Genomic DNA, 24,585 nt, shown 5'->3' with positions numbered 1-24,585 from the left:
GTCGTCTTCGGTCACTTGGACAAACGCTTGTCTCGCGCGGCCAGAAGTTTCAGGCGCAGGGCATTCAGTTGGATGAAACCAGCCGCATCTGTCTGATCATAGGCACCGGCGTCTTCCTCAAACGTCACATGCGCCTCGGAATACAGCGAGTGATCCGACCAGCGACCCACGGTTGAGGCCAGACCTTTATACAGTTTCACGCGGACGGTACCGGTGACGTGTTCTTGCGATTTGTCGATCGCGGCTTGCAGCATTTCGCGCTCGGGCGAGTACCAGAAACCGTTATAGATCAGCTCGGCATATTGCGGCATCAACTGGTCTTTCAGATGCATCGCGCCGCGGTCCATGGTGATGGATTCAATGCCGCGGTGTGCTTCCAGTAGGATGGTGCCGCCCGGCGTTTCGTAGATGCCGCGTGATTTCATACCGACAAAACGGCCTTCGACCAGGTCCAGACGGCCAATGCCATGCTTGCCACCGTATTCGTTCAGCTTGGTCAGGATGGTGGCCGGGCTCATCGCCTCGCCATTGATGCTGACCGCGTCGCCTTTTTCGAAACCGATCTCGATGTATTCGGGTTCGTTCGGGGCATCCTCGGGGTGGACGGTGCGCTGGTAGACATAGTCCGGCGCCATATCGGCGGGGTCCTCCAGAACCTTGCCCTCGGACGAGGTGTGCAGAAGGTTGGCATCGACCGAGAAAGGCGCCTCGCCGCGTTTGTCTTTGGCAATCGGAATTTGATGCGCTTCGGCCCATTCGATCAGGCGGGTACGGCTGGTCAGATCCCATTCGCGCCACGGGGCGATAACCTTGATGTCGGGGTTCAGCGCATAGGCTGCCAGCTCAAAGCGAACCTGATCGTTGCCTTTGCCGGTTGCGCCATGCGCAACGGCGTCGGCACCGGTTTCCTGCGCGATCTCAACCAGACGTTTCGAAATCAGCGGACGCGCGATCGAGGTGCCCAGCAAGTACAAGCCTTCGTACTGCGCGTTGGCGCGGAACATTGGGAAGACGAAATCGCGGACAAACTCTTCGCGGATGTCCTCGATATAGATGTTCTCGGGCTTGATCCCCAGCATCTCCGCCTTTTGGCGGGCGGGTTCCAGTTCCTCACCCTGACCCAGATCGGCAGTGAAGGTGACGACCTCACAGCCATACTCGGTCTGCAACCATTTCAGGATGATCGAGGTATCAAGGCCACCGGAATAGGCCAGGACAACTTTCTTGGGCGCGGACATCTGACTTCCCCTTATGCGTAGAACGCTTGGCCCCTAACGGGTTTTGAAAGCGGGGGCAAGTTATCTGCGTTGACGCGGCACGGGATTTGCGGTGAAACGGACGGAAAGAAAACAAGGATTGGTTGAAAGGGCAGTTTTAGGATGTTGGGTTGGCAGATTTTTGTGCACTCGGTGCGGATGGTGTTTGGGAACCTCAAACAAGTTCTACAAATCACTTTTGGTCCCGCTTTGATTGGAACGGTTCTGGTCGTTTTGTTGTTCATGGTATCAGGTATTCCGCTGGAAGCCCTTGAGTCAGACGCAAACGGTTTACCACCGGGCACCTCTACAGGCGGGGTCTTACTATTCGTTTTCGGTCTGTTTGCAGTGATATTTATCACCATGTTCTGGATCGCGGTGTCCTGGCACCGGTTCATCCTGCTTGAAGAATATCCAACAGGCATATTCCCAACGTTCCGCTTCGATCGCATTCTTGCGTATTTTGGACGCGCTTTGCTTCTTGGCCTGATGATCGGGCTTGCTTGGATTCCGGGTGGGATGTTGTTCGGTGGATTACTTCAAAGCTCACCGGTCGGAGCGGTTGTCCTTGTTGCCGCCTACATGATCTTTTTGTCCGTGTGCTTCTATCGTCTTGCTATCATTCTGCCGGCTGCAGCGATTGGCAAACCGATCAAACTTGGCGCGGCTTGGACCGGCACTGCCGGTGCGGGCTGGTCCATTCTGGTCCTTCTTATTGTCGCGCTCCTCTTTCAGGTACTTGTGCAGCTTATTTTCACTGTGCTGGCTGTCATTCCGGTGTTGGGGATACTGCTGACAGTGTTCTTTGGAATTCTGGTTCTGCCGATGATTAATGTCAGTCTGTTCACCACAATGTATGGCGTCTTCATCGAAAAACGCGAACTTGCTTGATCCGCGTACACATATGTATTCCTTGCCCTTTTAGTCAGGATAGGCCACTGAACGGGTCATGACTGATTTCATGACCCGCGCCCGCGCCGCTGAACAGGCGATGCGTACTGTGTTTCCGCCCACACCTCTGCAGCGGAACGCCCATCTGTCCGACCGCTATGGCGCGGATATCTGGCTCAAGCGTGAGGACCTTAGCCCGGTGCGGTCCTACAAGATCCGCGGTGCGTTCAACGCTATGCGCAAGCAGCAGGGACAGGAATTGTTCGTCTGCGCTAGCGCGGGCAACCACGCGCAGGGCGTGGCCTATATGTGCAAGCATCTGGGCGTGAAGGGTGTGATCTTCATGCCGGTGACGACGCCGCAGCAGAAAATCCAGAAGACCCGCATCTTTGGTGGCGACAATATCGAGATTCATCTGATCGGCGACTATTTCGACGACACTCTGGCCGCCGCGCAAGCATGGTGTGCACAGCAGGGCGGACATTTCCTGTCTCCCTTCGACGATGAGGATGTGATCGAAGGTCAGGCCTCATTGGCGGTTGAGATTGAGGCGCAGCTGGGCGGTCTGCCCGATCACGTGATCCTGCCGGTGGGCGGGGGTGGCATGTCCTCGGGCGTGGCGACGTGGTTCGGGGATCGGACCCATTGCTTATTTGTCGAGCCCAAGGGCGGGGCCTGCCTGCACGCGGCGATGGCGGCGGGGCATCCGGTGGCCCTGGATCATATCGACAATTTCGTCGATGGTGCGGCGGTGGGCAAGATTGGCGCGAAACCGTTTGAGCTGCTTAAAGATCGCCACCTGTCCGACGTGCATGTCCTGTCCGAAGACCGCATTTGCACCACGATGATAGAGATGCTGAATGTCGAAGGCATCGTGCTGGAACCGGCGGGGGCGCTGGCGATCGAGGCGCTGGGCGATATTCAAAGCTTCATCCGAAACAAGACCGTGGTCTGCGTCACCTCTGGCGGCAATTTCGATTTCGAACGCCTGCCTGAGGTCAAAGAGCGGGCGCAGCGTTATTCTGGCGTCAAGAAATACTTCATCCTGCGCCTGCCGCAGCGCCCCGGCGCGTTGAAGGAGTTTCTGGGCATTCTCGGCCCCGAAGACGACATCGCCCGGTTCGAATACATGAAGAAATCGGCGCGCAATTTCGGCTCGGTCCTGATCGGTATCGAAACCCGCAAGCCCGAGAACTTTGCCCGCCTGTTCGCGCATCTGGACGAGGCCGGATTCACCTATACCGACATCACCGAAGACGAGACGCTGGCGCAGTTCGTGATTTAGGTCAGGTTCGCGGCCTTGTCAGTCAGGAACACGGCGCGGGACTCGTCAAAGATCTTAAGGATCGCTGGCAGATCGACTTCGGCCGCCTTGCCAGCGGCGGCGTTGCGCTCGGCATCCTGACATAGGCTTGAGAAGCGGTTGAACCCAAGGCTCAGCGCGCTGCCTTTGAGGAAATGCATGTTCTGTTCGAACTCGGCACGGTTTGCGTCCCGGTGCACTCGTTCGATGGTTTCCTGCACCTCGTCCAGAAAGATCTGCACCACCTCGTCAAACTCATCTGCGCCTACCTCATCCCGCAGTTGTCTGACCCTGGACCAGTCGATCATGTTCGGCGCCTCCACACTTATCGCGACATGATCTGCGTATCCCAAGGCCGGTAAAGATGGGGTTAAACTACGCAATCAGAACGCCTTCACGGGATGTTAAACCGCCGCGCGCTAGGGTCGGTGCGTTCAGGTATGGTCGCAGTGCAGAGGGTGCAAGTGACAGAAGGCAGTCAGGCAGAGGCCAGGACAGAGCTGGATTTTGGCGCGATCCAAAAGGTGCTTGTCGTTGATGACAGCCGCCTGCAACGGCGGATTCTGGTGGCTTCGCTGAAAAAATGGGGCTTTGAGGTGCTTGAGGCCGACAGCGGTGACGCCGCGATCGAGATGTGCCAGACCAACCCGCCGGATTTGGTGGTCAGCGACTGGGTCATGCCGGGGATGAGCGGGCTTGAGTTTTGCCGTACCTTCCGGGCGTTGGATAGCGAACAGTATAGCTATTTCATCCTGCTGACCTCAAAAAGCGAAAAGCAGGAGGTGGCAAAGGGGCTGGATGCCGGGGCCGATGACTTTCTGATCAAACCGCTTGAGGCCGATGAACTGCGCGCGCGCATTTCGGCCGGGGCGCGTATCCTGGACATGCAGCGCGAGCTGTCCGAGAAAAACCGCATGATCGAAACTGCGCTGAAAGAGCTGCGCGTGGCCCATGACGCCATCGACAAGGATCTGATGCAGGCCCGGAAAATTCAGGACTCGCTGGTTCCGGAACTGACGCGTGAATTTGGCAAGTCGCGGGTCAGCATGTTGCTGAAACCCTGCGGCCATATTGGTGGTGATCTGGTGGGGATGTTCTCGCCCGGGGTCAACCGGCTGGGGTTCTACAGCATCGATGTGTCGGGCCATGGCATCACCTCGGCAATGATGACGGCGCGGTTGGGCGGCTATCTGTCCAGCAAGCATTTCGAACAGAACGTGGCGATGGAAAAGCGGTTCGATAAGTTCTACGCGCTGCTGCCGCCAGAGCAGGTGGCCGAGATGCTCAATTCCCGCCTGATGGCGGATGCCGGGGTCGAAGAGTATTTCACCATGGTCTACGCGATCATCGATCTCCGCAACGGGCATCTGAAAATGGTGCAGGCCGGGCACCCGCACCCGCTTGTTCTGCGCTATGACGGCAGGACTGAGTTCCTGGGCGAAGGCGGCTTGCCCATCGGGTTGCTGTCGGATGTTTCGTTCCAGCAGACCGAAACCTATCTGCACCCCGGCGACAAGCTGCTGCTGTATTCGGACGGTTTTACCGAGTGCGGCCTTGAGGGGGGTGGATTGTTGGAAGAAGAGGGCCTGCGCCAGATGGCCTTGGACTGCGCCCCTGGCCGCAGCGGAACCGAGTTTCTGGACGACATGTTCTGGCGCCTGACACAGGCCGTGGCCCCCGGCAGCGGCATGGATGACGACGTGTCAGCGGTATTCTTCGAATATAACGGGCCTTAAAGCCCGTTCAGATGCTGGTTGGCAAAGTGGCGGTCACCGGCATTACCCAACATCTGACAGGCATCTGCGGTATCCATCCACAGCGCCTCGTGAAATGGTTCGGTCGGCGGGCCGACGCGGCGCACGGGGCGGGCGCGATAGATCAGGCAGACCTTCTCGGCCCACAGATCGTATTCCGGCATGAAGGTGAACCGCCGGAACGCGCCGACGCGGCGCGGCGCAGCCACAAGCCAGCCGGTTTCCTCAAACACTTCGCGGTGCAGGGCGGTGACGGGTGATTCGCCCGGGTCGATCCCGCCGCCGGGCAGTTGCAGATCGGGGCCGGGCTCCATCTGGCAGGTCAGCAAAAGGTGTCGGCCACGTGGCAATAATGCATAAACACCCATACGCCTGATGTATTTCTGCCCCGCTTGCGGGGTTTCACCGAACCGTCTGATCATGTATGGCCCCTTACAACCCGAATTGTTCGACCTATATGCTGGCGGTATGCCAACCTGTGGCGTGTAAGGAAACCCCATGTCTCTTGGAACGAAAATCGCGTGGGACGATACTGTCCTGCCCTTTCAACTTGATGTATCGGATATGCGCGGCCGCGTGGCCCGTCTGGATGGCGTGCTCGACGGCATCCTGAAGCAGCATGACTATCCGGAAAAGGTCGAGGCCTTGGTGGCCGAGATGGCCCTGCTGACCGCACTGATCGGCCAGACCATTTCGCTGCGCTGGAAGCTGTCGTTGCAGGTTCAGTCCAAAGGCCCGGTGCGTATGATCGCGACCGACTATTATGCCCCCAAGCAAGAGGGCGAGCCGGCCCGCATCCGCGCCTATGCCAGCTTTGACCGTGACCGCCTGACTGACGGCGCGCCGTTCGATCAGGTGGGTGAGGGCTATTTCGCTATCATGATCGATCAGGGTAAGGGCTCGCAGCCGTATCAGGGAATTACGCCGCTGGCCGGTGGGTCGATCAGCGCGTGTGCCGAGGCATATTTTGCGCAATCCGAACAGCTGCCGACCCGGTTCTCGCTAAGCTTCGGAAAATCGACCGAGCCGGGCGTTGGCGAACATTGGCGCGCCGGTGGGGTCATGTTGCAGCACATGCCGAAAGCCTCGCCCTTTGTGGCTAGCAGCGAGGGTGAGGGCCAGATCCTGACCGCAGAAGATCTGGTGGATGGTGAAGAGGGTGAAAACTGGGGCCGCGTCAACATCCTGCTGGATACGGTCGAGGATCTGGAACTGATCGGGCCGTCGGTGGCGCCCACCGATCTGCTGGTCCGGCTGTTTCACGAGGAACAACCGCGGGTCTATGACGCACAGCCGGTGCAGTTCGGCTGCACTTGTTCCGAGGAGCGTGTGCGTCAAAGCCTGTCAATCTACTCGGCCAAGGACATCGAAAAGATGACCACGCCCGAGGGCACGGTAACTGCCGATTGCCAGTTCTGCGGCGCCCACTACGTGCTGGAACCGGGCTCGGTCGGCTTTGATGCGGACGACTCCTGATCCAACCGAGCAACTGCGGGCGGCGCTCAGCCGCCCCGGTCATGGGTCCAGCGATTTCGACCTGAACCCCGAAACCGTTCTGCCCGAGGGCCGCAAGCTACGCCCCGCTGGCGTTCTGGTGCCGATCTCGGTTGCAACCGGCAAGCCGCGGCTGATTCTGACCAAACGGTCGTCGGCGCTGAAACACCATCCAGGCCAGATCGCATTTCCTGGCGGCAAGCAGGACGAGGGTGACGCGGACGTCACCGCCGCCGCCCTGCGCGAGGCGCAGGAAGAGATTGGCCTGCCGCCCAACTTGCCCGAGATTCTGGGGCATCTGCCGACGCATGAGACTGTCACCTCGTTCACCGTGACGCCGGTTGTGGCGATCCTGCGCACTCCGTTTCAACCGATCCCCGAGCCGGGTGAAGTCGACGAGGTGTTCTCGGTTCCGCTTGAACATGTGCTCAACGCTGCGAATTATATCGTTGAATCGCGCCGCTGGCGGGGTCACAAAAGATACTATTACGCAGTGCCGTTCGGTCCTTATTACATCTGGGGCGCGACGGCCCGGATGTTGCGGGGATTGGCAGCGCGGGTGAGTGAATGACGCAAATTTCGGAAGGCTGGGTTTCTGATCCGGCTACACAAAAGGTTTGCGCGACCCTGAACGGAGCCGGGGCGCAGGCGCTGTTTGTGGGCGGCTGCGTGCGAAACGCGCTGCTGGGCGCGCCGGTCTCGGATATCGACATTGCCACTGACGCGCATCCTGAGCGGGTGATGGAGCTGGCGCAGGCGGCGGGCCTCAAGGCTATTCCCACCGGGATCGACCATGGCACCATTACCGTGGTTAGCGGCGGTGCCCCGCATGAGATCACCACTTTTCGCCGTGATGTGAAAACCGATGGCCGCCGGGCTGTGGTGGCCTTTTCCGACAAGGTGGAAGAGGATGCCGCGCGTCGCGATTTCACCATGAACGCGATCTATGCCCGGCCTGACGGCACCGTATTGGACCCGCTGAGCGGTCTGCCCGACCTGCAGGCGCGGCGGGTGCGGTTCATCGGCACCGCCGAAAACCGTATTCGCGAGGATTACTTGCGCTCGCTGCGCTATTTCCGCTTTCACGCCTGGTATGGCGATGCCGAGGCCGGGTTTGACCCGGACGCGCTGGCGGCGATTGCCGCCAATCTGGACGGGTTGGCCAGTTTGTCCCGCGAACGGGTTGGGGCCGAGCTGTTGAAGCTGCTGGGCGCACCCGATCCCGCGCCCTCGGTCGCTGCCATGCGTCAAGCTGGTGTTCTGGCGCAGTTACTTCCGGGGGCCGATGATCGGTCGCTGGCGCCTCTGGTCTCTTTGGAGCAACAGGCCGGGGCCGCGCCCGAACCGATCCGCCGTCTGGCCGCCATTGCCACGCCCGAGATCGCTAAAACCTTACGCCTGAGCAAGGCACAGCTGCAACGGTTGACCCGGATGCGGGATGAGGCATCCGGCACCGCCAGTATTGCCGAACTGGGTTTCCGCTATGGCGAAGAAGGCGGGATGCACGAAACCCTGCTGCGCTGTTCCTTTCTGGAACAACCCTGGTCCGAAAACATGCGTCTGGATTTGCGCAAGGGCGCCGCCGCAGATTTTCCGGTTCAGGCCACCGATTTAATCCCCGGTTTCACAGGCCCTGCGCTGGGCAAAAAACTGGCCGAGCTTGAAGCCCGCTGGATCGCCTCTGGCTTTTCCCTGACCCGCGAAGATCTCCTAGGCGGCTGAGACGAAGTCTCAAAAGGGGATGACAAACAAAAAATATTGTGGTTACTTTCGCGTGTTACCTGATTTGGAGGGAGGCATGCGAATGTACTACGGGATCTGGTTCGGCTAAAGCCGGAACACTTTGACCCGTAAGGGTGGTGTTCTGGCGCCATCTTTTTTCGCACGTCCTGAATTTCCTGCTCAATCGGAGCACCCTCCATGTTTCGCTATTTCGAAAACCTCGTTGACCCTTTTGTTGCCTATGAAGAAACCGACACGCCGCCCACGCGGCTGTGGCCTTTCATGCTGGACTATTCCCAACCGTTTAAGCAGGTGTTCTTCTGGGCCGCGCTGATCTCGGTTATTGTTGCCGCTGTTGAGATCGGGTTGATCTACTATATGGGTCGCGTTGTTGACCTGTTGTCCGGGCCGCCTGCAGAGGTTTGGCAAGCCCACGGCACCGAACTGATCCTGATGGCGGTGTTTGTGCTGCTGCTGCGCCCGATGCTGCATGTGGTCGATGTGCTGCTGCTGAACAACACGATCCTGCCGAACTTTGGCACTTTGATCCGCTGGCGCGCGCATAAACACGTGTTGCGGCAATCGGTGGGCTGGTTTGAAAATGACTTTGCCGGTCGTATCGCCAACCGGATCATGCAAACGCCGCCCGCCGCGGGTGAAGCGGTGTTTCAGGTGTTTGACGCCATTTCCTTTTCGATCGCCTACCTGATCGGGGCGGCGATCCTGTTGATGGCGGCTGATCCGCGCCTGTTGTTGCCACTGCTGATCTGGTTGGTTCTTTACGGTTTGTTGGTGCGCTGGACGGTGGCCCGGGTGGGACCGGCGTCACAGGCAGCCTCGGACGCGCGCTCTGCCGTCACGGGTCGAGTGGTGGACAGCTACACCAACATCCATTCGGTCAAGATGTTCGCCCATGACGAGCAAGAGCTGGATTATGCCCGCGAAGCCATCGAGGAAACCCGCCGCACCTTCCAGATCGAGATGCGGATCTTCACCATCATGGACGCGGTTCTGGTCACGCTGAACGGTTTGCTGATCGTCGGCGTTGTCGGTTGGGCCATTGCCCTGTGGATGCAGGGCAGTGCCTCGGTCGGTGTGGTCGCAGCGGCAACCGCGCTCACGCTGCGGCTGAACGCAATGACCGGGTGGATCATGTGGGCGTTGACCAGCTTCTTCCGCCAGCTTGGTGTCGTGGCCGAGGGGATGGAGACCATTGCCCAGCCCATCGACCTGTTGGACAAGCCTGCGGCCAAACCGTTGCATCTGACCAAAGGCCAGATCGATATCCGCGATCTGTCGCACCATTACGGGCGCAAGACCGGCGGTCTGGATCACATCAACCTGACAATCCATCCGGGGGAGAAAATTGGCCTGATCGGACGGTCAGGTGCAGGGAAATCGACTCTAGTTAAGCTGCTTTTGCGGTTTTATGACGTGGAACAGGGGGCGATCCTGATCGACGACCAGAACATCGCAAGCGTCACGCAGGACAGTCTGCGCAGCAAAATTGGTATGGTGCAGCAGGACAGCGCTTTGCTGCATCGCTCGGTCCGCGACAACATCCTCTATGGCCGCCCTGAGGCCACTGAGGAACAGATGATCGCCGCCGCCAAACAGGCCGAGGCGCATGAGTTCATCCTTGATCTGCAGGACCCACAGGGGCGCACCGGCTATGACGCGCATGTGGGCGAACGGGGCGTGAAGCTGTCCGGTGGCCAGCGGCAGCGGGTGACACTTGCGCGGGTGATACTGAAGGACGCACCGATCCTGCTGTTGGATGAGGCAACATCCGCCCTAGATTCCGAGGTCGAAGCGTCGATTCAGGAGACCCTCTACGGCATGATGCAAGGTAAAACCGTGATCGCCATCGCCCACCGGCTAAGCACCATAGCCCAGATGGACCGCATTCTGGTCATGGATGGCGGCCGGATCGTGGAACAGGGCGGCCATTCCGAGCTGTTGGCCCATGGTGGCCTTTACGCCCAGTTCTGGGCGCGGCAATCTGGGGGCTTCCTGAACCCGGAGGCTGCGGAATGAAGGTTGCCGACCTGATCGATCCGTTCAGAAATACCGAAACGCCCCCGCCGCAAACGCTGGGGGCGTTTATTCGCTGGTGCTTGTCGGGCGCGTGGCCAATGATTTTTGTCGCGGCGTTTTTCTCGGCAACGGCGGGCGCGATGGAGGCTGGAACAGCCTGGATGCTGGGTCTGGTGATCGATCTGGCGACCGAGAGCGGGCCCGAGAACATCCTGACCGGCAGCAACCTGTGGACGATCCTTGGCGTCGCGGCGTTCTTCATGCTGTTGCGCCCTGTATTTTTCGGGTTTTCGGCGTTTTCGAACAACTATGTCGTCATGCCCAACATTCCGCCCTTGGTTCTGGCCAAGCTGAACCGCTGGACGTTGGGTCAGTCGGTCACCTATTTCGACGATGATTTCGCGGGGCGGATCGCGCAGAAGCAGATGCAGACCTCGAACGCGATGGCCTCGGTGGTGTCCGAAACGATCAGCGCGATTGTCTTTGCATTGGCGTCGCTTGCGGGCTCTTTGCTTTTGTTAGGGTCTATTCATCCGCTGGTGATCCTGCCTTTCGCCGGCTGGCTGGTGGTCTATTTCCTGCTAATCCGCTGGTACCTGCCGCGTATCCGCGTGCGGTCGTCGGCACGGGCCGGGGCGCGGGCGATGGTATCGGGGCAGGTGGTCGATACGATCACCAACATCAAAACCGTCAAGCTGTTCGCCCATTCCGCGTTCGAGGATCAGGCCGCGCGGAACTCGATGGTCGATTTACGGGAAAAGATGCTGGCCTTCGGTAAGCTCTCTGCCAGCTTCCGCTTTATCCTGATGGTGCTGGCCGGCGTTCTGCCGGTCCTGTTGATCGGCGTGACGTTACTGCTGTGGCGCAACGGAATTGCAACGGCGGGGGATATCGTGGCGGCAGGGGCGATCTCGATCCGGGTATCGCAGATGACCGGCTGGGTCAGTTTCACGCTCATGGGGTTGTATGCCAATGTGGGTGAGATCGAAAACGGTATGAAAACACTGGCGAAGCGCGAGCGGGTTGAGGATGCGGGGGACGCCACCGCGCTGAAAGTGACGACGGGGCAGATTGATTTCGACCATGTCAGCTTTGCCTATGGCCGCGATGTTGGGGGTGTTTCGGATATAAACATGACCGTCCATCCGGGCGAAAAGCTTGGCATTGTTGGTGCTTCGGGGGCGGGGAAATCGACCTTGGTTTCGCTGCTGCTCCGGCTTTATGACGGGGAAAAAGGCGCCATTCGCATCGACGGGCAGGGTGTCAGCGGGGTAACGCAAGACAGTTTGCGCGGCCAGATCGGCATGGTCACGCAGGAAACTGCGATGTTCAACCGCTCAGCCCGTGAGAACATCCTTTACGGTCGTCCCGATGCGTCCGAGGACGAAATGGTCGCCGCCGCCAAAAAGGCCGAGGCACACGAATTCATTCTCAGCCTGCAGGATGCCCATGGTCGCAAGGGCTATGACGCGCATCTGGGTGAGCGCGGTGTGAAACTCAGCGGCGGACAGCGGCAGCGGATTGCTCTGGCCCGCGCCATTCTGAAAGACGCGCCGATTTTGGTGCTGGATGAGGCGACCTCTGCATTGGATTCCGAGGTCGAGGCGTCAATTCAAACGGCGCTGCATCGGGTGATGCAGGGCAAGACTGTGTTGGCGATTGCGCACCGGCTGTCCACGCTCAGCGAGATGGATCGGATCATCGTGTTGGATGAGGGGCGCATCGTTGAAACCGGCACCCATAGCGCGCTGTTGGAGCAGGGCGGGCTCTATGCCCGGTTCTGGCACCGTCAGTCAGGCGGGTTCATTCAGGCAGAAGCGGCGGAATAACGCTCTCGGGGGTTTTGTTGTGCGCAAAGCCCCGGTATCAGGCCCTCCATGACGCAGCAGTTCACCATAAACCGCCTGGGCCATCAGGGCGACGGCATCGCTGATGGTCCCGTTTACGCACCTCGCACCTTGCCGGGTGAGGTGGTCAGCGGCACCTTGGTTGGCCAGTTACTGACCGATATTCGGGTCGAGGTGCCCTCGGACCAGCGGGTCAAGGCACCGTGTCGGCACTACAAGGCCTGCGGTGGGTGTCAGCTGCAACATGCCGCAGATGATTTCGTGGCCGATTGGAAGGTCGCGGTGGTGCGCAACGCGCTGGCCGCGCGGGGGCTCGATGCCCCGATGCGGCCAATTCACACCTCGCCCGAGCGATCACGACGCCGGGCGACTATTGCGGTGCGGCGGACAAAAAAGGGCACGCTGGCCGGGTTTCATGGGCGAGCGTCCGACACGATCACTGAAATTCCCGACTGTCATTTGCTGGACCCGGCCCTGATCGCCGCCATTCCGGTGGCCGAAGCGCTGGCTGTTCTGGGTGGCAGCCGCAAGGGCGTGCTGGCGGTGACGCTGACCCTTTCCGAAGGTGGGCTGGACGTGGCCGTCGAGGGCGGCAAGCCGTTGGACGGCCCGCTGGAGTTAGCCCTGGCGCAAGCGACCGAGAAACATGGTCTGGCGAGGCTCAGTTGGGATGGTGAGGTGATCGCCATGCGCCAGCCTCCGGTGCAGCGGTTCGGCTTGGCCGGGGTTGTGCCGCCGCCGGGCGCGTTTCTGCAGGCGACGAAAGATGGAGAACAGGCTCTATTACAGGCGGTTCTGCAGGCCACGCGGGGTGCAAAGCGTGTTGTTGACCTGTTTGCGGGCAGCGGTACGTTCTCATTGCCTCTTGCCGAAACCGCCGAGGTTCACGCGGTTGAAGGTGAGGCCGCGATGACCGACGCTTTGGATCAGGGCTGGCGTCGCGCGCAGGGTTTGAAACGCGTCACAACCGAGGCGCGCGATCTCTTCCGCCGCCCGCTGATGCCTGATGAACTGAAACCGTTTGACGCTGTCGTCATCGACCCGCCCCGCGCAGGGGCCGAGGCGCAGGTGGCCGAACTGGCGCAGGCGCAGCGCCCGGTGATGGCCTATGTCTCATGCAACCCGGTCACCTTTGCGCGGGATGCAAAAACGCTGGCTAACACTGGCTACACCCTTGAATGGGTGCAGGTGGTGGACCAATTTCGGTGGTCATCACACACCGAACTCGCCGCGCGGTTTGTCTTGGGGTCTGCAGCATGAGCACACAGGAGAAAGTCACAATGGGATTCAATCAACGCCTGCTGGGCATCATTGAAAATCCCACTTTTGGCCGGTTCATCACGGGGGTCATCATTTTCAACGCCATCCTTCTGGGGATGGAGACTTCGCCCACCCTGATGGAGGCCGCAGGCCCTCTGATCGTGACGCTGGACAGTATCTGTCTGACAATCTTCGTGGCTGAGATCACGATGAAATTGATAGCGACCGGGCGGCGATTCTTCACAAACGGTTGGAACGTCTTCGACTTCATCGTCGTCGGAATCGCCTTGGTCCCCAGTGCAGGTGGTCTGTCGGTCCTGCGGGCGCTGCGTATTCTGCGGGTTCTGCGCGTCATCTCGGTCGCGCCGCGCCTGCGCCGGGTGGTCGAGGGGTTCATTTCGGCCTTGCCGGGCATGGCCAGCGTGTTCCTGCTGATGGCGATCTTGTTCTATATTGGCGCCGTGATCTCGACCAAGCTGTTTTCGACCTCTTTCCCCGATTGGTTCGGCGATCTGGGCCTGTCGGCCTATACGCTGTTCCAGATCATGACGCTGGAAAGCTGGTCCATGGGAATCGTGCGTCCGGTGATGGAGGTGTACCCCTACGCCTGGTTGTTCTTCGTGCCCTTCATCATGGTCACCACATTCGCAGTGGTGAACCTGTTGGTCGGTTTGATTGTGAACTCGATGCAGGATGCGCACCATGCAGAGGACGAAGTAAAAACCGACGCTTATCGTGATGAGGTGCTGGAGCGACTGGAAAGCATCGAACGTCGCCTGACTGAGCAATCAAACAGCAAAAAGTGATTTCAGTTTTTCCATTTTCTGGCATAATGCTGAAAAAAACGAGCAGGCAGTGAAACATGGATCGTCGAGCATTTGGATTGGGCGCTATGGCAACGCTGGGCCTTTCGGCCTGTGCATCGGCCGGCCCGCGATTTCTGACTTATGATGGCCCTCAGGTGACCTCTTTGGTCATCAACAAGGGCGCGCGGAAGATGTACCTTCTGCACAATGAAACCGTCCTGAAGGAATACAAGGTTGATCTGGGCTTTGCGCCAAACGGCACCAAGACCAAGCGCGGCGATGGTCGTACACCCGAGGGAAGCTATCTGATTGACCGCCGCAACCCAAACAGTCGGTATCACCTTTCGCTGGGGATCTCATATCCGAACTCGGAGGACATCGCGCAAGCCAAGGCGGCAGGTGTTGATCCGGGTGGCGACATTTTCATTCACGGCCAGCCCAAAAAGCGGTCGGAACGGAAACGTGCCAAGAAGACGGCGGATTGGACCGCGGGCTGTATCGCAGTCAAGAATGAAGAGATCGAAGAGATCTATGCGATGGTAAACAAAGGCACGCTGATCACTCTGCGTCCGTAAGCGGCTTCCAGTCCCCAAACCCGAACTGCATATAGTCACGCTGGTAGGCTTCGGTCGCCAGCGCCTCAAGCTTGTCATCGTATATTTCTGCCAGAGTGAATGGTGAATCCGGTGCGCTGAGGCCGGGAATTGGCGGGTTGTCATGCCCCAAGCGGCGCGCAATATCGGGTAGAGCCACTGCAATCTCGTCTTCACGCAAGATCAGGTCGGGCAATGCGAAAGAAGCCATTCCTTCCAGCACCTGAGATTGACTGCACCACACACCGTCCACGCGTATCGGTGTCTGCCCGGCAAGGTTCTGGCGCAGAAAGGAAAGGAAGGCCGAAAATGCCTCATAATGCTGGTCTGCTGGGTAATTGTCCTTGCGCAGCTGGCCGGGGATCGGAACCTTGAAGCGATTGCGCAGCATATTTCGGATTTTCAGATAGGCGCCGGGTTCAGTGCTGAGGATATACGAACAAAAAGCAGAATGCGCCCGCGCCAGAGGGTGACGCAGCACCGTGAATTTACGATGCCCCGGATGGGCTTGCCGCCACTGCTGCGTTTGTTTTCTGTTCTGACTGGTGATCAATTCACGTTGGTCAATGTCATCCAGGTCAGCCAACCATTGCGTTATCGTTCCTTCAATACCGCTGCGCACCGGTAGATACATTAAAGACGTGTTCGGGGCCGCGATGTATGTAGCAACGGCGGGGCCGCGCCGAGGCTCGAAGTTTGGTGTGCGATGCAGGTTGAAACTGTCAACACTGGCCAGCGCCTGATCTGCCTCTTGGGGATTTGTTATTTTAGACAGGACAGGTTCGGGATTCTGCGGCTTGATCGTATTGTCGATCGAAGAAAGCCGGGATTTTACCCCCAGCCATGTTGCAAGGCCGTTTAATACATCCAGGTTGGTCAGATCGTCATAAGCAATATAGTATGCCGTCTGCCCCGTGGTCTGAAGCGCGTTGAGAAGCAGCTGTTGAAAGTTTTGCTGCTGATCGAGGTAATTCTGGAATTCCTGCGCATCAAACTCGATCCGCGCTTCGCGTCGGCGTTTGACGTTCTTCAACTGCCATTGTTTGGTTTTTCGTGCAATTTTCAATGAGACGTAGCTGTCTAACGGGTTGCGCGTCAGAATAATCTTGGCGCAGCGTGGATCGTTCAGAACAGGCTCTAACAAGCGGGGATCGTGGCCCTGAAAGAACCGAAATCCGTTGAGTTCCCCCGGGGCGGTTTTGATCGCCTGGACCAGTTTCATAGGGTCGTTGTCACGTTCTTCAAGCGTTACGTCCAGCAAGCTTTCGGATTTGAGGCGGCCGATGAAATGAGGATTAAACGCCTCACCATGGCAGGTGACGCCGTCCAGAGCGTTCAGGTTGAATTCTAACAGATTGGACCCGGTACGCATGGCGCCGAGAATGATGAAATAGTCAAAATCAGAAGTCATCACAGGCTATTGCACCAGATACGGTTTCTTGTAAGGCCTGACGCTTGCGCCAAACACATCGTCAGCGGGAAAGTCACCCATCAAGTAAGGATGCATGCCCTGATTCTTCAGGTTTTGCAGGAATTTTCCAAAGCCCGAAAGATCAACCATCACCGGCGCTTCGGTCAGATGGCTGGATCTGTTGGATCCGATTTCGTCGATCACGGTCTGCAGAGGCTCCATCGGAGATTCTACGAACTCGGCCAGAGACCAGGTGCGCACCCGAGCCTTGGTCCAGACCGAATTTAAGACCTCAAGCTGTTTGGTTTCGATCTGTTGCAGGCGGGCAGCCTCGTTACGGATGTCGGTGAAATTCTTGTTGGACCGAAATAGTGGTATCGCCCAAGCGCCGGTAATGACTGAGATTTGCGCGTTCTTGTCGCGCGCCAAAAACCAGTTGATCTGTTGGGAATCTTCAGGGCCGAATTGAAAGCACTGCCGCTCGCCTCGTGTGTTCCAGATCAGATTCGAGACAAAAGCAGTCGGATTATAATCCCGCAAAACGGCGCAATTGCTGAGGGCTCCGTTGGTGATTGTTTCTCCCCCGGCAAATTCGGCGCGCGCGGGACCAAACAGATGCCCATGTACCCGTGCTCCGGTGGTCTTTGCTAGCCAGGGCGCGAACTCTTCAAACAATTCGGTAAAGCCCTGAAAAACCGAATAGGGATAGGATGTCAGCCCGTTCTCGCTGCCATGTCGGGGAAAGCGGCTTTGCATATATAGACCGTCGCGCCCGCGGGTGCGACGTTCAACCGCTTTGGAAAACAATCGGTCGATCTTGCCGGGGTTGGGTTCGGCCGGACGCATGGCGCTGTTCTGATCCGTCAGGAAGGATTGATACAGCCGATCCGCACGCGGCCAGATTTTCCGGGCTACGAAGCAATCGGATCGGCGCAGCAGTTGCAAATGGTCGTCATAGAAAATGTGCGGCCGCCCCTGATAGTCGAATTTGGACAGAGTTAACGACCGACTTTCGATGTGGGTGGAATACAACCGAGCCAGCGTCTGGAAGTAGCTTTCATCCGGAATCCAGACCCGCCGGAAATAACGATCATACGTCCGGCGTTTTGGGTCCTGCAGAATGGCTGACAGGGTCTGGCGCGTCAGACACCACCACTGGCTGCCCATATGGGGCACCAAACCCTCAGGGATCTTGCGGCGCATGCCCGTAGCACGCTGCAGTTTCACATAGGCGTCGAACAGTTTGCGGTTCTTGCGCCAGGAGAATGGAAACCGCAGGGTAAAGCGTTCCTTATCCAGTCCCCCGATGGTCCAGCTAACATCGGCTGTCGTGGCGCTTTCGATGAAATCGACGCGGGGTCGATCCGCGAGGTATTCGACTAGTTCCCCCACCGGTCTCAACGGCAGGCACGCGCCCGAAGACAGGTAGACATGATGCACGTCCGGATAGGTGTTCAGCATCATTTCGGCTGCGGATTGCGAAGCCGCTACAATGCCCCACCCGCCCCAGTCGCAGGTGTGACGCTCTGAGAACCGGATTAGCGGGTTGTCCGCGCAAGCAGTGACGAATTCGGAAAACTCATGGGCGGGTACCTTGCGATCCACGTGGATCACCACCGGGCAGCCCGACTTCGTCCAGTGGCGCGCCACTTGCTCGGCTCGGTCCAGAGCTGTGTGAACCAGCATGGCAACGCCCAAGCGACTCATGCCCAGTTTCCCTTTGACATCAGGCCCAGAATCTCAAGCTGCCGCCAGTTGATGAATTTCTCGGATCGGTCACACCAGAACACCGGCTTGTCACCCAGCCCTTCGGTATAGGCGCGGTACTCGCCCGAACGGCGATAGTGTTCGCGGCGCTGCATCTCTTCGGCGGCTTTTTCACCCAATGTGCTGATCAGCTTGGCATGCAGCAACGCACCGCTGGTTTTTTCGCCGCCCCATTCGTCATAGACCTGATTCAGCCCGCGCGGCAGCAGTGAATGGGTTGAGCTGACATAGACATAACGCCGGTCCCATTTGACCAGAGGGATCTTGTTCAGAGCCGGTGCCTTCGAGGGGGTGTCGCGGAAAAACACCCGTGCGCGCGGGCCGCCCTGGATCCACAGGTTCCCGTAATCCGGGTTTTTTGTGATCATGTAATTTCCAGCATCGAACCAGCGAGCGATCTGAAACGGGTCCTTGCCTTCGCGATAGGGTTCCGCGTCCAAAGGTCCCTGCGGGTACATGTCGATCAGCATGGTCCCAAAGCTGCGCACCGCGCAGCCGTCCAGCCAATCGGTCAGGGCACGGATCGGGCGGGTGTCGCAGAACGGGTAGATGAAGAACTCATCGGGATCGACGGTCAGAACCCAGTGCCCATGCGCGTATTTACGCAGCAGATAGTTCGACCAGTCTAGCCCGAAAGAGGCCCGTTTGTAGCTGGCCCGCGCGTGCCAGACCGAGGCGTCGGGCTGGCTGGCCAGATACTCGCGCGAGCCGTCATCGCTGTCATTGTCGATGAAAAGGAAATGGTCAACGCCAAGCTTGCGGTAGTATTCCAGAAAATAGGGCAGACGGATTTTTTCGTTCCGTAGCACACTCATCAACAACACGTCGTTGCGTCGGATGTTGGCGGTCCTGTCGGACATCGGTTTCAGCTGCCGCCGCTTTCGAAGACAACGCGCAAGGCGGCGCTTGCGCCGCAATCTCATCCGGTATGAAGCCAACAGGCTCACGCGTGCGCTCTGCCCTTTTTTGTTACGCGAGCTTGCCCAGGAGCTGGATGGTCCAGAGTGGTGCCGGGCAATTGACGTTTTATGCCACCGTTACAACTTTCAAGGCAACGTCTTTAAAAGTCGTTAGTCACATATGCAGCATTTCAGCAAACTTTCCCCATAAGGCCCAGTTTTTGCAGCTGGGCCCAACCCTGATAACGAACCGACCGGGGCGTCCACATGTCGGGGCGGTCGGCGATTGCATCATAATATGACGCGAACTGGTCCGGATCGTGGAAATGTTGGCGCCGTTCTTTCTCGGATTTTGACTTGCCGATCACTTCGGGCAGGAATTTCGTGTGCAGCAACACCCCTGCAGGGGCGTTGCCATCTGGTCCGTCATAGGTGGCATTGAGGTGTCGGGGCAGGGCAGAATGGCACGAGTTTACAAAGGCATAGCGCCGCGACCACCGGACCAGAGGAATCTTGTTCAGCGTCGGCGAATGGTGGGGCCGGTCGGCAAAGAACATGCGCTCGCGCATACCGCCCTGAACCCACAGGTTGCCCAAAGGGCTTTGCCGCTGCGCCCGATATGGGCCGGGATCGAACCAGTTCAAAACCTCGGTCGGATCGGTTTCCGGGTCATAGCTTTGCCTGCCCAGCGGCCCTTTGGGATAGAGGTCCAGCATCAGGGCACCAAAACCTGCGCGGCCTTGCTGGTCCAGATCAGCGGTCAGGTCCTGCAGGGGTTTGCTGTCGTGATCGGGATATATCAGCAGTTCATCGGCGTCGACCATCAGGGTCCAGTGACCGTGCCCATAGCGCATTTGCAACCAGGTCAGCCAATCCAGCCCATAGCGCGCGTAGCGATAGCTGGCAGGGGTTTGCCACAGCGACACATCCGGCTGATCACGCAGGAAATCGACCGAGCCGTCATCGCTGCCGTTATCCACGATCAGAAAGTGATCGACACCCAGCGCGCGGTAATGGCGGAAGAACCAGGGCAGGCGGGTGGTTTCATTGCGCAGCGTGGTGAAGGCCAGAATGGCACTGGGCCTGATCTGCGCAGTCCTGTCGTTTAGGCAAGTCAGTTGGTGGCGGCTGCGAAAGGATCGCCAGAGCAACCGCCGACGTTTTAGCCGCAACCGGTAGTGCTGCACCCATCCTATGGGGGGAAGAGGATCGGTTGCGGGATGCGTCACCTGGCGATCACTTCTCGTAATTGCCGTTCTGATGCCAGCGCCATGCATCGCCAATCATCGTCTCTAACGTTGATCTTTTCGGGGTCCAGCCCAGCTCGTCCCCAGCGCGGATTGAGCCCGAGACCAGCTTGGTGCAATCCCCGGCGCGGCGCGGGCCGATGGAATAGGGTACTTCGCGGTTGGTGACTGATTTGGAATGGCCGATCACCTCCATCACCGAAAAGCCCGAGCCGGTGCCCAGATTGAACACCCGGCTGCCCTTGCCCTGTTCCAGCCAGTTCAGGCCCAGCACATGGGCATCGACCAGATCGCAGACATGCACATAGTCGCGGATGCAGGTACCGTCGGGCGTGTCATAGTCGGTACCGAACACGGTCAGACCGTCGCGCTTGCCGTCGATCGCGTCCAGCATCAGCGGCACCAGATGGGTCTCGGGGCGGTGGAATTCGCCCACCTCGCCCTCCGGGTCGGCTCCGGCGACGTTGAAATAGCGGAAGATGACGTGGTTCAGCTCGTGTGCCGCCTGAAAATCGCGCAGGATATCCTCGATCGCGCGTTTCGAAGCGCCATAAGCGTTCAGCGGTTCCTGCGGCGTGTCTTCGTCCAGCACAACATTGTCATGCTCGCCATAGGTGGCGCAGGTAGATGAGAACACGAAGTTCAGGCACCCGGCGGCGACGGCGGCTTCGATTAGGGACAGCGAACCGGTGACGTTGTTGGTCCAGTATTTACCGGGTTCCGACATCGCCTCGCCCACCTGGCTGAGGGCGGCGAAATGCATTACCGCGGCGGGTTTGTATTTGGCAAAGACCTCATCCAGCCGGGCGCGGTCCAGCAGATCGCCCTGCTCAAACGGGCCGAATTTCACCGCATCCTGCCAGCCAGTGATCAGGTTGTCATAGGTCACCGGCGTATAGCCCGCCTGCGCCAGAGCCTTGCAGGCATGAGAACCGATATACCCGGCCCCGCCAGTTACAAGAATGTTGGTCATCTATTCTTCCAGCTTAAAATGGAGGGCATCACCGTGCCGGGGAGAAGGCAAGTCGCGCGGGGCTGGAATATCAATCCAGACCCATCGCCATCATCATCTCTTCCAGCTTTGGGACGTCCTGCGGGTTGTTCAACTCCCAGAACTGGCGGCCTTTGGCTTCGACCTCGACGCACAGAACCTTGCGACCGTTCTCCATAAAGCGCAGCTGCTCAAGCCCTTCCAGCTTCTCCAGCGGACCAGTGGGCCAAGTGGGATAGGCGGCCAGCGCATCGGGGCGGTAAGCGTAGACACCCACATGGTGGAAGATCGGGGTCGCGTCGTCTCCGCCATAGGTTTCGGCGGTGTAGGGGACGACCTCTTTCGAGAAATACATGGCGCTGTGATCGGCGGCGAAGACGGCTGTGGTGCCGCCTACGCGCCCGTTCTTGCGGTCGTTCAAAAGGCTGTTCAAAGCATCGCCATCGCAGCGCAGAACCGGCGTGGCGACGCCGGCCTCAGGCGCGGCGCGTAGACCGGCAACCAGATCTTCGACAAACCAGTGCGGGGTCAGCGGCGCGTCACCTTGAAGATTCACCACAATGTCATATCCCGCGCCCAGCACCTCATGCGCCTCGGCGCAGCGTTCTGTGCCGTTGCCGCAGGTTTCCGAGGTCATCACCACTTCGGCCCCGAAGCCTTCGGCCACTTCGCGGATACGGTCATCATCGGTGGCGACAACCACCTTGTCCACGCCCGAAACTGAACATGCCGCGTGCCAGGACCGCTCGATCAGGGTCATCGCGTTGCCGCTGGCACCGGTCAGCGGCACCAGCGGTTTGCCCGGATAGCGGGTCGAGGCGTACCGGGCGGGAATGGCGATCAGAACGGACATCAGGCCTCCTTCAGCTCAACACCTGGAGCATAGGCAATGAAGAACGGGTTTGCATATTCATCTTTGCCATATGTCAGCGGCGTATGGTCATCAAAACGAACAACCTGCCCGCCAGCGCCCGCCAGAACGGCGTGACCTGCGGCGGTGTCCCATTCCATCGTGCGACCGACGCGAGGATACAGGTCCGCTTCACCGGTGGCGACCAGACAGAATTTCAGCGACGAGCCCGCGCTTTTGCTGTCCTGCACCTGATATTTGTTGATGTAGTCCTCAGTCGCTTGGTCCCGGTGCGATTTCGACGCCACGATCAAAAGTGCCGAATTGTCGGGTTTAGACACTGCAATCTGTGTCGTGTCGCCAGCCATTTCCTTATCCAGCGCGCCGGTTTCTTCGACGGATTGACCGTCCGCTTGCGTGTAAAACATCCGCCCTTTCGCAGGAGCATACACTACGCCACGGGTCGGAACGCCGTTTTCCACCAGCGCGATATTCACAGTGAAATCGCCGCGGCGGTTGATGAACTCTTTTGTGCCGTCCAGCGGATCGACGATCAGGAACGTGTCGCCCTTTTCAGAGTGCGAGGCGGCCTGTTCCTCGGTTACCAGTAGAATGTCGGGAAATGCCTCGCGCAGACCGGCCGAGATCAGGGCATCGGCGGCTTCATCTGCTTCGGTCACAGGGCTGGAGTCGGATTTTACTTTAACGTCGAAATCGTCCGCCTCGTAAGTTTCCATGATCTTGTCGCCCGCTTCCAGGGCCAAACGTCGGATAACGGGAATGAGGGCGTCATAGGTCACAAAAATGCTCCGTTCTTGTGAATTGTTGATCGAATATCCTGACGACCTTATGATGTGCCGGTTACGGAACGGCAAGAAATTCGTGCCAGATTGCAGGCGAAACCACGGGAAAGACGCTTCGGGTGTATTATTTCAAGCGAAACCAATCGTTATTGGGCGGCGCGTTTACAACGGCCGAACTCATTTTCCATGCCGTTGTGCGCAACGTGCGCTCTCAGCACAGCAATGCGGTGCTGGCCATTCTGGTTAGCATTTTACAGATTCTGGTTCTGGTCGCGGTGTTTTACACTATCATGTCCTTCATGGGTCCACGCATTGCCAAAATCCGAGGGGATTTTGTATTGTACCTGCTGTCCGGCGTGTTTCTGTTTCTGACGCATGTCAAATCTGTCAGTTCGGTGGCGGGTGTCAGCACTGGAAACAACCCGATGATGCTGCATTCGCCGATGAACATGATGGTTGAATTGCTGGCGACCGCATTCGGCACGCTCTACACGCAGTTGGTGGCGATCCTCATCATTCTGTTCGTTTACAGCGTTGCGGTTTCTCCGATTGAGATTCAGCATCCCGGCGGTGCTTTTGCGATGTTGATGCTGGCTTGGTTTACAGGATGTTCCATTGGCGTTGTCCTAATGGCCCTAACGCCTTGGTTGCCAACTGTTTCCTCAATACTAAAAACCATCTACCGCCGACTAAACATGATCTTTTCGGGAAAGATGTTTGTGGCAAACGCGCTGGGCGGTGCAATGCTGGCCATGTTTGCATGGAATCCACTGTTTCACATTATCGACCAGTGCCGGGGGTTTGTTTTTCGCAATTACTATCCCCGTAACACCAATTGGGAATACCCGCTTTGGGTGGGGTTGGCGCTGCTGCTAATCGGTTTGTTGGGGATATTCTTCACGCGGCAACACGTCTCGCAAAGCTGGAGTGCGCGCCGTTAACCTGCCACCCGCAGGGTCAGGTTGATCCGGCCACCCTTGGGCAGAAGTTTCGAAGACCCGAAGCGGATGCGATCAATCCCGTGATAGGTCAGCCGGGCGGGTCCGCCCATGATCACCACATCGCCGGAGCTCAGCCAGATCGACTCGGTTTTGCCGCCACGAGTCTGGTTGCCGATGCGAAAGAGGGCATCATCGCCCAATGAGATTGACAGAACCGGCCAGGAAAAATCGGCCTCGTCCTTGTCTTGATGCAACCCCATCCGGGCCCCTTCGCCGTAGTAGTTGATCAGGCAGCAATCGGGATCGCGGTCGGGGCTGGCCAGTGCCCGCCAGATATCGAGGATCGGATCGGGAATCTCGGGCCAATCCGCGCCTTTGGGGTGTCGTGGCTGATACCTGTAACCCGCCTTGTCCGTCACCCAGCCCAACGATCCGGCCGAAGTCATGCGTACGGACATTTCCTTGCCCGAAGGTGTGACCGGCCGGAATAAAGGGGCAGATTTCAGAATCGGGCGCAGAAGTTCGATCAACTGCATCTGTGTCTGAGTATTCAGACAGGCTTTTCTGATATCAAAACCGCGCAAGAGCAGCCGCGCCATCCAAGATTCCCCAATCCTTGCCAAAACCTTGCCAAAAAAGGTCACAGATTCCCAAAAACCTGCGATTTACACCGCTTGCAGGCCATTCATCCCGCCCTTATATACGCCGGGACG

General features: G+C 58.5%; 23 protein-coding genes. 12 read left to right on the top strand and 11 right to left on the bottom strand.

Features of this window, described 5'->3' with window-relative positions; genetic code table 11:
- Positions 1-11: 11 nt before the first annotated feature.
- Entirely contained in the window at positions 12-1,238 is a 1,227-nt protein-coding gene (locus GOW98_RS17280; RefSeq protein WP_170334272.1) for an argininosuccinate synthase, read from the bottom strand.
- A 141-nt stretch (positions 1,239-1,379) separates the two neighbouring features.
- Here GOW98_RS17280 and GOW98_RS17275 point away from each other — a divergent pair, with 141 nt between their 5' ends.
- Entirely contained in the window at positions 1,380-2,147 is a 768-nt protein-coding gene (locus GOW98_RS17275) for a hypothetical protein (RefSeq protein WP_170334270.1), read from the top strand.
- Between the two features lie 58 nt (positions 2,148-2,205).
- Entirely contained in the window at positions 2,206-3,432 is a 1,227-nt protein-coding gene (gene ilvA, locus GOW98_RS17270; protein ID WP_170334268.1) for a threonine ammonia-lyase IlvA, read from the top strand.
- Here ilvA and GOW98_RS17265 read toward each other — a convergent pair.
- Entirely contained in the window at positions 3,429-3,758 is a 330-nt protein-coding gene (locus GOW98_RS17265) for an Hpt domain-containing protein (protein WP_170334265.1), read from the bottom strand. The two genes, ilvA and GOW98_RS17265, sit on opposite strands and share 4 nt — an antisense overlap.
- A gap of 156 nt (positions 3,759-3,914) precedes the next feature.
- Between GOW98_RS17265 and GOW98_RS17260 the strand changes: the two genes are divergently transcribed.
- On the top strand, positions 3,915-5,186 hold the full coding sequence (locus GOW98_RS17260) for a PP2C family protein-serine/threonine phosphatase (protein ID WP_367646862.1): 1,272 nt from the start codon (positions 3,915-3,917) through the stop codon (positions 5,184-5,186).
- On the opposite strand, the gene GOW98_RS17255 is transcribed toward GOW98_RS17260, so the two are convergent.
- On the bottom strand, positions 5,183-5,626 hold the full coding sequence (locus GOW98_RS17255) for an NUDIX hydrolase (protein WP_170334261.1): 444 nt from the start codon (positions 5,624-5,626) through the stop codon (positions 5,183-5,185). The genes GOW98_RS17260 and GOW98_RS17255 overlap by 4 nt on opposite strands.
- Positions 5,627-5,702: 76 nt before the next feature.
- On the opposite strand from GOW98_RS17255, the gene GOW98_RS17250 reads away from it, so the two are divergent.
- From GOW98_RS17250 to GOW98_RS17215, 8 genes are all read left to right on the top strand, one after another.
- Positions 5,703-6,680, top strand: coding sequence for an Hsp33 family molecular chaperone HslO (locus GOW98_RS17250; RefSeq protein WP_170334259.1), 978 nt, complete (start codon positions 5,703-5,705; stop codon positions 6,678-6,680).
- Positions 6,664-7,269, top strand: a complete 606-nt coding sequence (locus tag GOW98_RS17245) for a CoA pyrophosphatase (protein ID WP_170334257.1) — start codon at positions 6,664-6,666, stop codon at positions 7,267-7,269. Before GOW98_RS17250 ends, GOW98_RS17245 begins: the two co-directional genes overlap by 17 nt.
- Positions 7,266-8,420, top strand: a complete 1,155-nt coding sequence (locus GOW98_RS17240) for a CCA tRNA nucleotidyltransferase (protein ID WP_170334255.1) — start codon at positions 7,266-7,268, stop codon at positions 8,418-8,420. Before GOW98_RS17245 ends, GOW98_RS17240 begins: the two co-directional genes overlap by 4 nt.
- Before the next feature lie 198 nt (positions 8,421-8,618).
- Positions 8,619-10,457: an ABC transporter ATP-binding protein gene (locus GOW98_RS17235; RefSeq protein WP_170334253.1), complete on the top strand. Its 1,839-nt coding sequence runs from the start codon at positions 8,619-8,621 to the stop codon at positions 10,455-10,457.
- Entirely contained in the window at positions 10,454-12,286 is a 1,833-nt protein-coding gene (locus GOW98_RS17230; protein ID WP_170334251.1) for an ABC transporter ATP-binding protein, read from the top strand. Before GOW98_RS17235 ends, GOW98_RS17230 begins: the two co-directional genes overlap by 4 nt.
- A 48-nt stretch (positions 12,287-12,334) precedes the next feature.
- Complete coding sequence (locus tag GOW98_RS17225; protein WP_170334249.1) at positions 12,335-13,564, top strand: class I SAM-dependent RNA methyltransferase; 1,230 nt, start codon at positions 12,335-12,337, stop codon at positions 13,562-13,564.
- Between the two features lie 20 nt (positions 13,565-13,584).
- Positions 13,585-14,370: an ion transporter gene (locus tag GOW98_RS17220; protein ID WP_170334247.1), complete on the top strand. Its 786-nt coding sequence runs from the start codon at positions 13,585-13,587 to the stop codon at positions 14,368-14,370.
- A gap of 56 nt (positions 14,371-14,426) precedes the next feature.
- A complete protein-coding gene (locus GOW98_RS17215) occupies positions 14,427-14,945 on the top strand; it encodes a L,D-transpeptidase family protein (protein WP_170334245.1) in 519 nt (172 codons plus the stop codon).
- Here GOW98_RS17215 and GOW98_RS17210 read toward each other — a convergent pair.
- The 7 genes from GOW98_RS17210 to cysQ form a co-directional block, all read right to left on the bottom strand.
- Positions 14,929-16,374: a nodulation protein NodH gene (locus tag GOW98_RS17210; protein WP_170334243.1), complete on the bottom strand. Its 1,446-nt coding sequence runs from the start codon at positions 16,372-16,374 to the stop codon at positions 14,929-14,931. The genes GOW98_RS17215 and GOW98_RS17210 overlap by 17 nt on opposite strands.
- Positions 16,375-16,380: 6 nt before the next feature.
- Positions 16,381-18,081: a DUF5927 domain-containing protein gene (locus GOW98_RS17205; RefSeq protein WP_170334241.1), complete on the bottom strand. Its 1,701-nt coding sequence runs from the start codon at positions 18,079-18,081 to the stop codon at positions 16,381-16,383.
- Positions 18,078-19,064, bottom strand: a complete 987-nt coding sequence (locus GOW98_RS17200; RefSeq protein WP_170334500.1) for a glycosyltransferase family 2 protein — start codon at positions 19,062-19,064, stop codon at positions 18,078-18,080. Before GOW98_RS17200 ends, GOW98_RS17205 begins: the two co-directional genes overlap by 4 nt.
- Before the next feature lie 167 nt (positions 19,065-19,231).
- Complete coding sequence (locus tag GOW98_RS17195; protein WP_367646861.1) at positions 19,232-20,269, bottom strand: glycosyltransferase family 2 protein; 1,038 nt, start codon at positions 20,267-20,269, stop codon at positions 19,232-19,234.
- A gap of 7 nt (positions 20,270-20,276) precedes the next feature.
- On the bottom strand, positions 20,277-21,260 hold the full coding sequence (gene galE / locus GOW98_RS17190; RefSeq protein ID WP_170334239.1) for a UDP-glucose 4-epimerase GalE: 984 nt from the start codon (positions 21,258-21,260) through the stop codon (positions 20,277-20,279).
- 70 nt (positions 21,261-21,330) lie between these two features.
- A complete protein-coding gene (locus GOW98_RS17185; protein ID WP_170334237.1) occupies positions 21,331-22,131 on the bottom strand; it encodes a 3-deoxy-manno-octulosonate cytidylyltransferase in 801 nt (266 codons plus the stop codon).
- Positions 22,131-22,928, bottom strand: a complete 798-nt coding sequence (gene cysQ / locus GOW98_RS17180) for a 3'(2'),5'-bisphosphate nucleotidase CysQ (RefSeq protein ID WP_170334235.1) — start codon at positions 22,926-22,928, stop codon at positions 22,131-22,133. The genes GOW98_RS17185 and cysQ overlap by 1 nt, the downstream gene beginning before the upstream one ends.
- A gap of 122 nt (positions 22,929-23,050) precedes the next feature.
- Here cysQ and GOW98_RS17175 point away from each other — a divergent pair, with 122 nt between their 5' ends.
- Positions 23,051-23,872: an ABC transporter permease gene (locus tag GOW98_RS17175; RefSeq protein WP_170334233.1), complete on the top strand. Its 822-nt coding sequence runs from the start codon at positions 23,051-23,053 to the stop codon at positions 23,870-23,872.
- On the opposite strand, the gene GOW98_RS17170 is transcribed toward GOW98_RS17175, so the two are convergent.
- Complete coding sequence (locus tag GOW98_RS17170; RefSeq protein WP_170334231.1) at positions 23,869-24,471, bottom strand: alpha-ketoglutarate-dependent dioxygenase AlkB family protein; 603 nt, start codon at positions 24,469-24,471, stop codon at positions 23,869-23,871. The genes GOW98_RS17175 and GOW98_RS17170 overlap by 4 nt on opposite strands.
- Positions 24,472-24,585 lie beyond the last annotated feature (114 nt).

Origin of the sequence: Ruegeria arenilitoris, from assembly GCF_013032445.1 — a bacterium.
GTDB classification, from domain to species: domain Bacteria; phylum Pseudomonadota; class Alphaproteobacteria; order Rhodobacterales; family Rhodobacteraceae; genus Ruegeria; species Ruegeria arenilitoris_F.
Note: the sequence above shows the minus strand (reverse complement) of the source record. Positions and strands in the feature narration are given on the sequence as shown.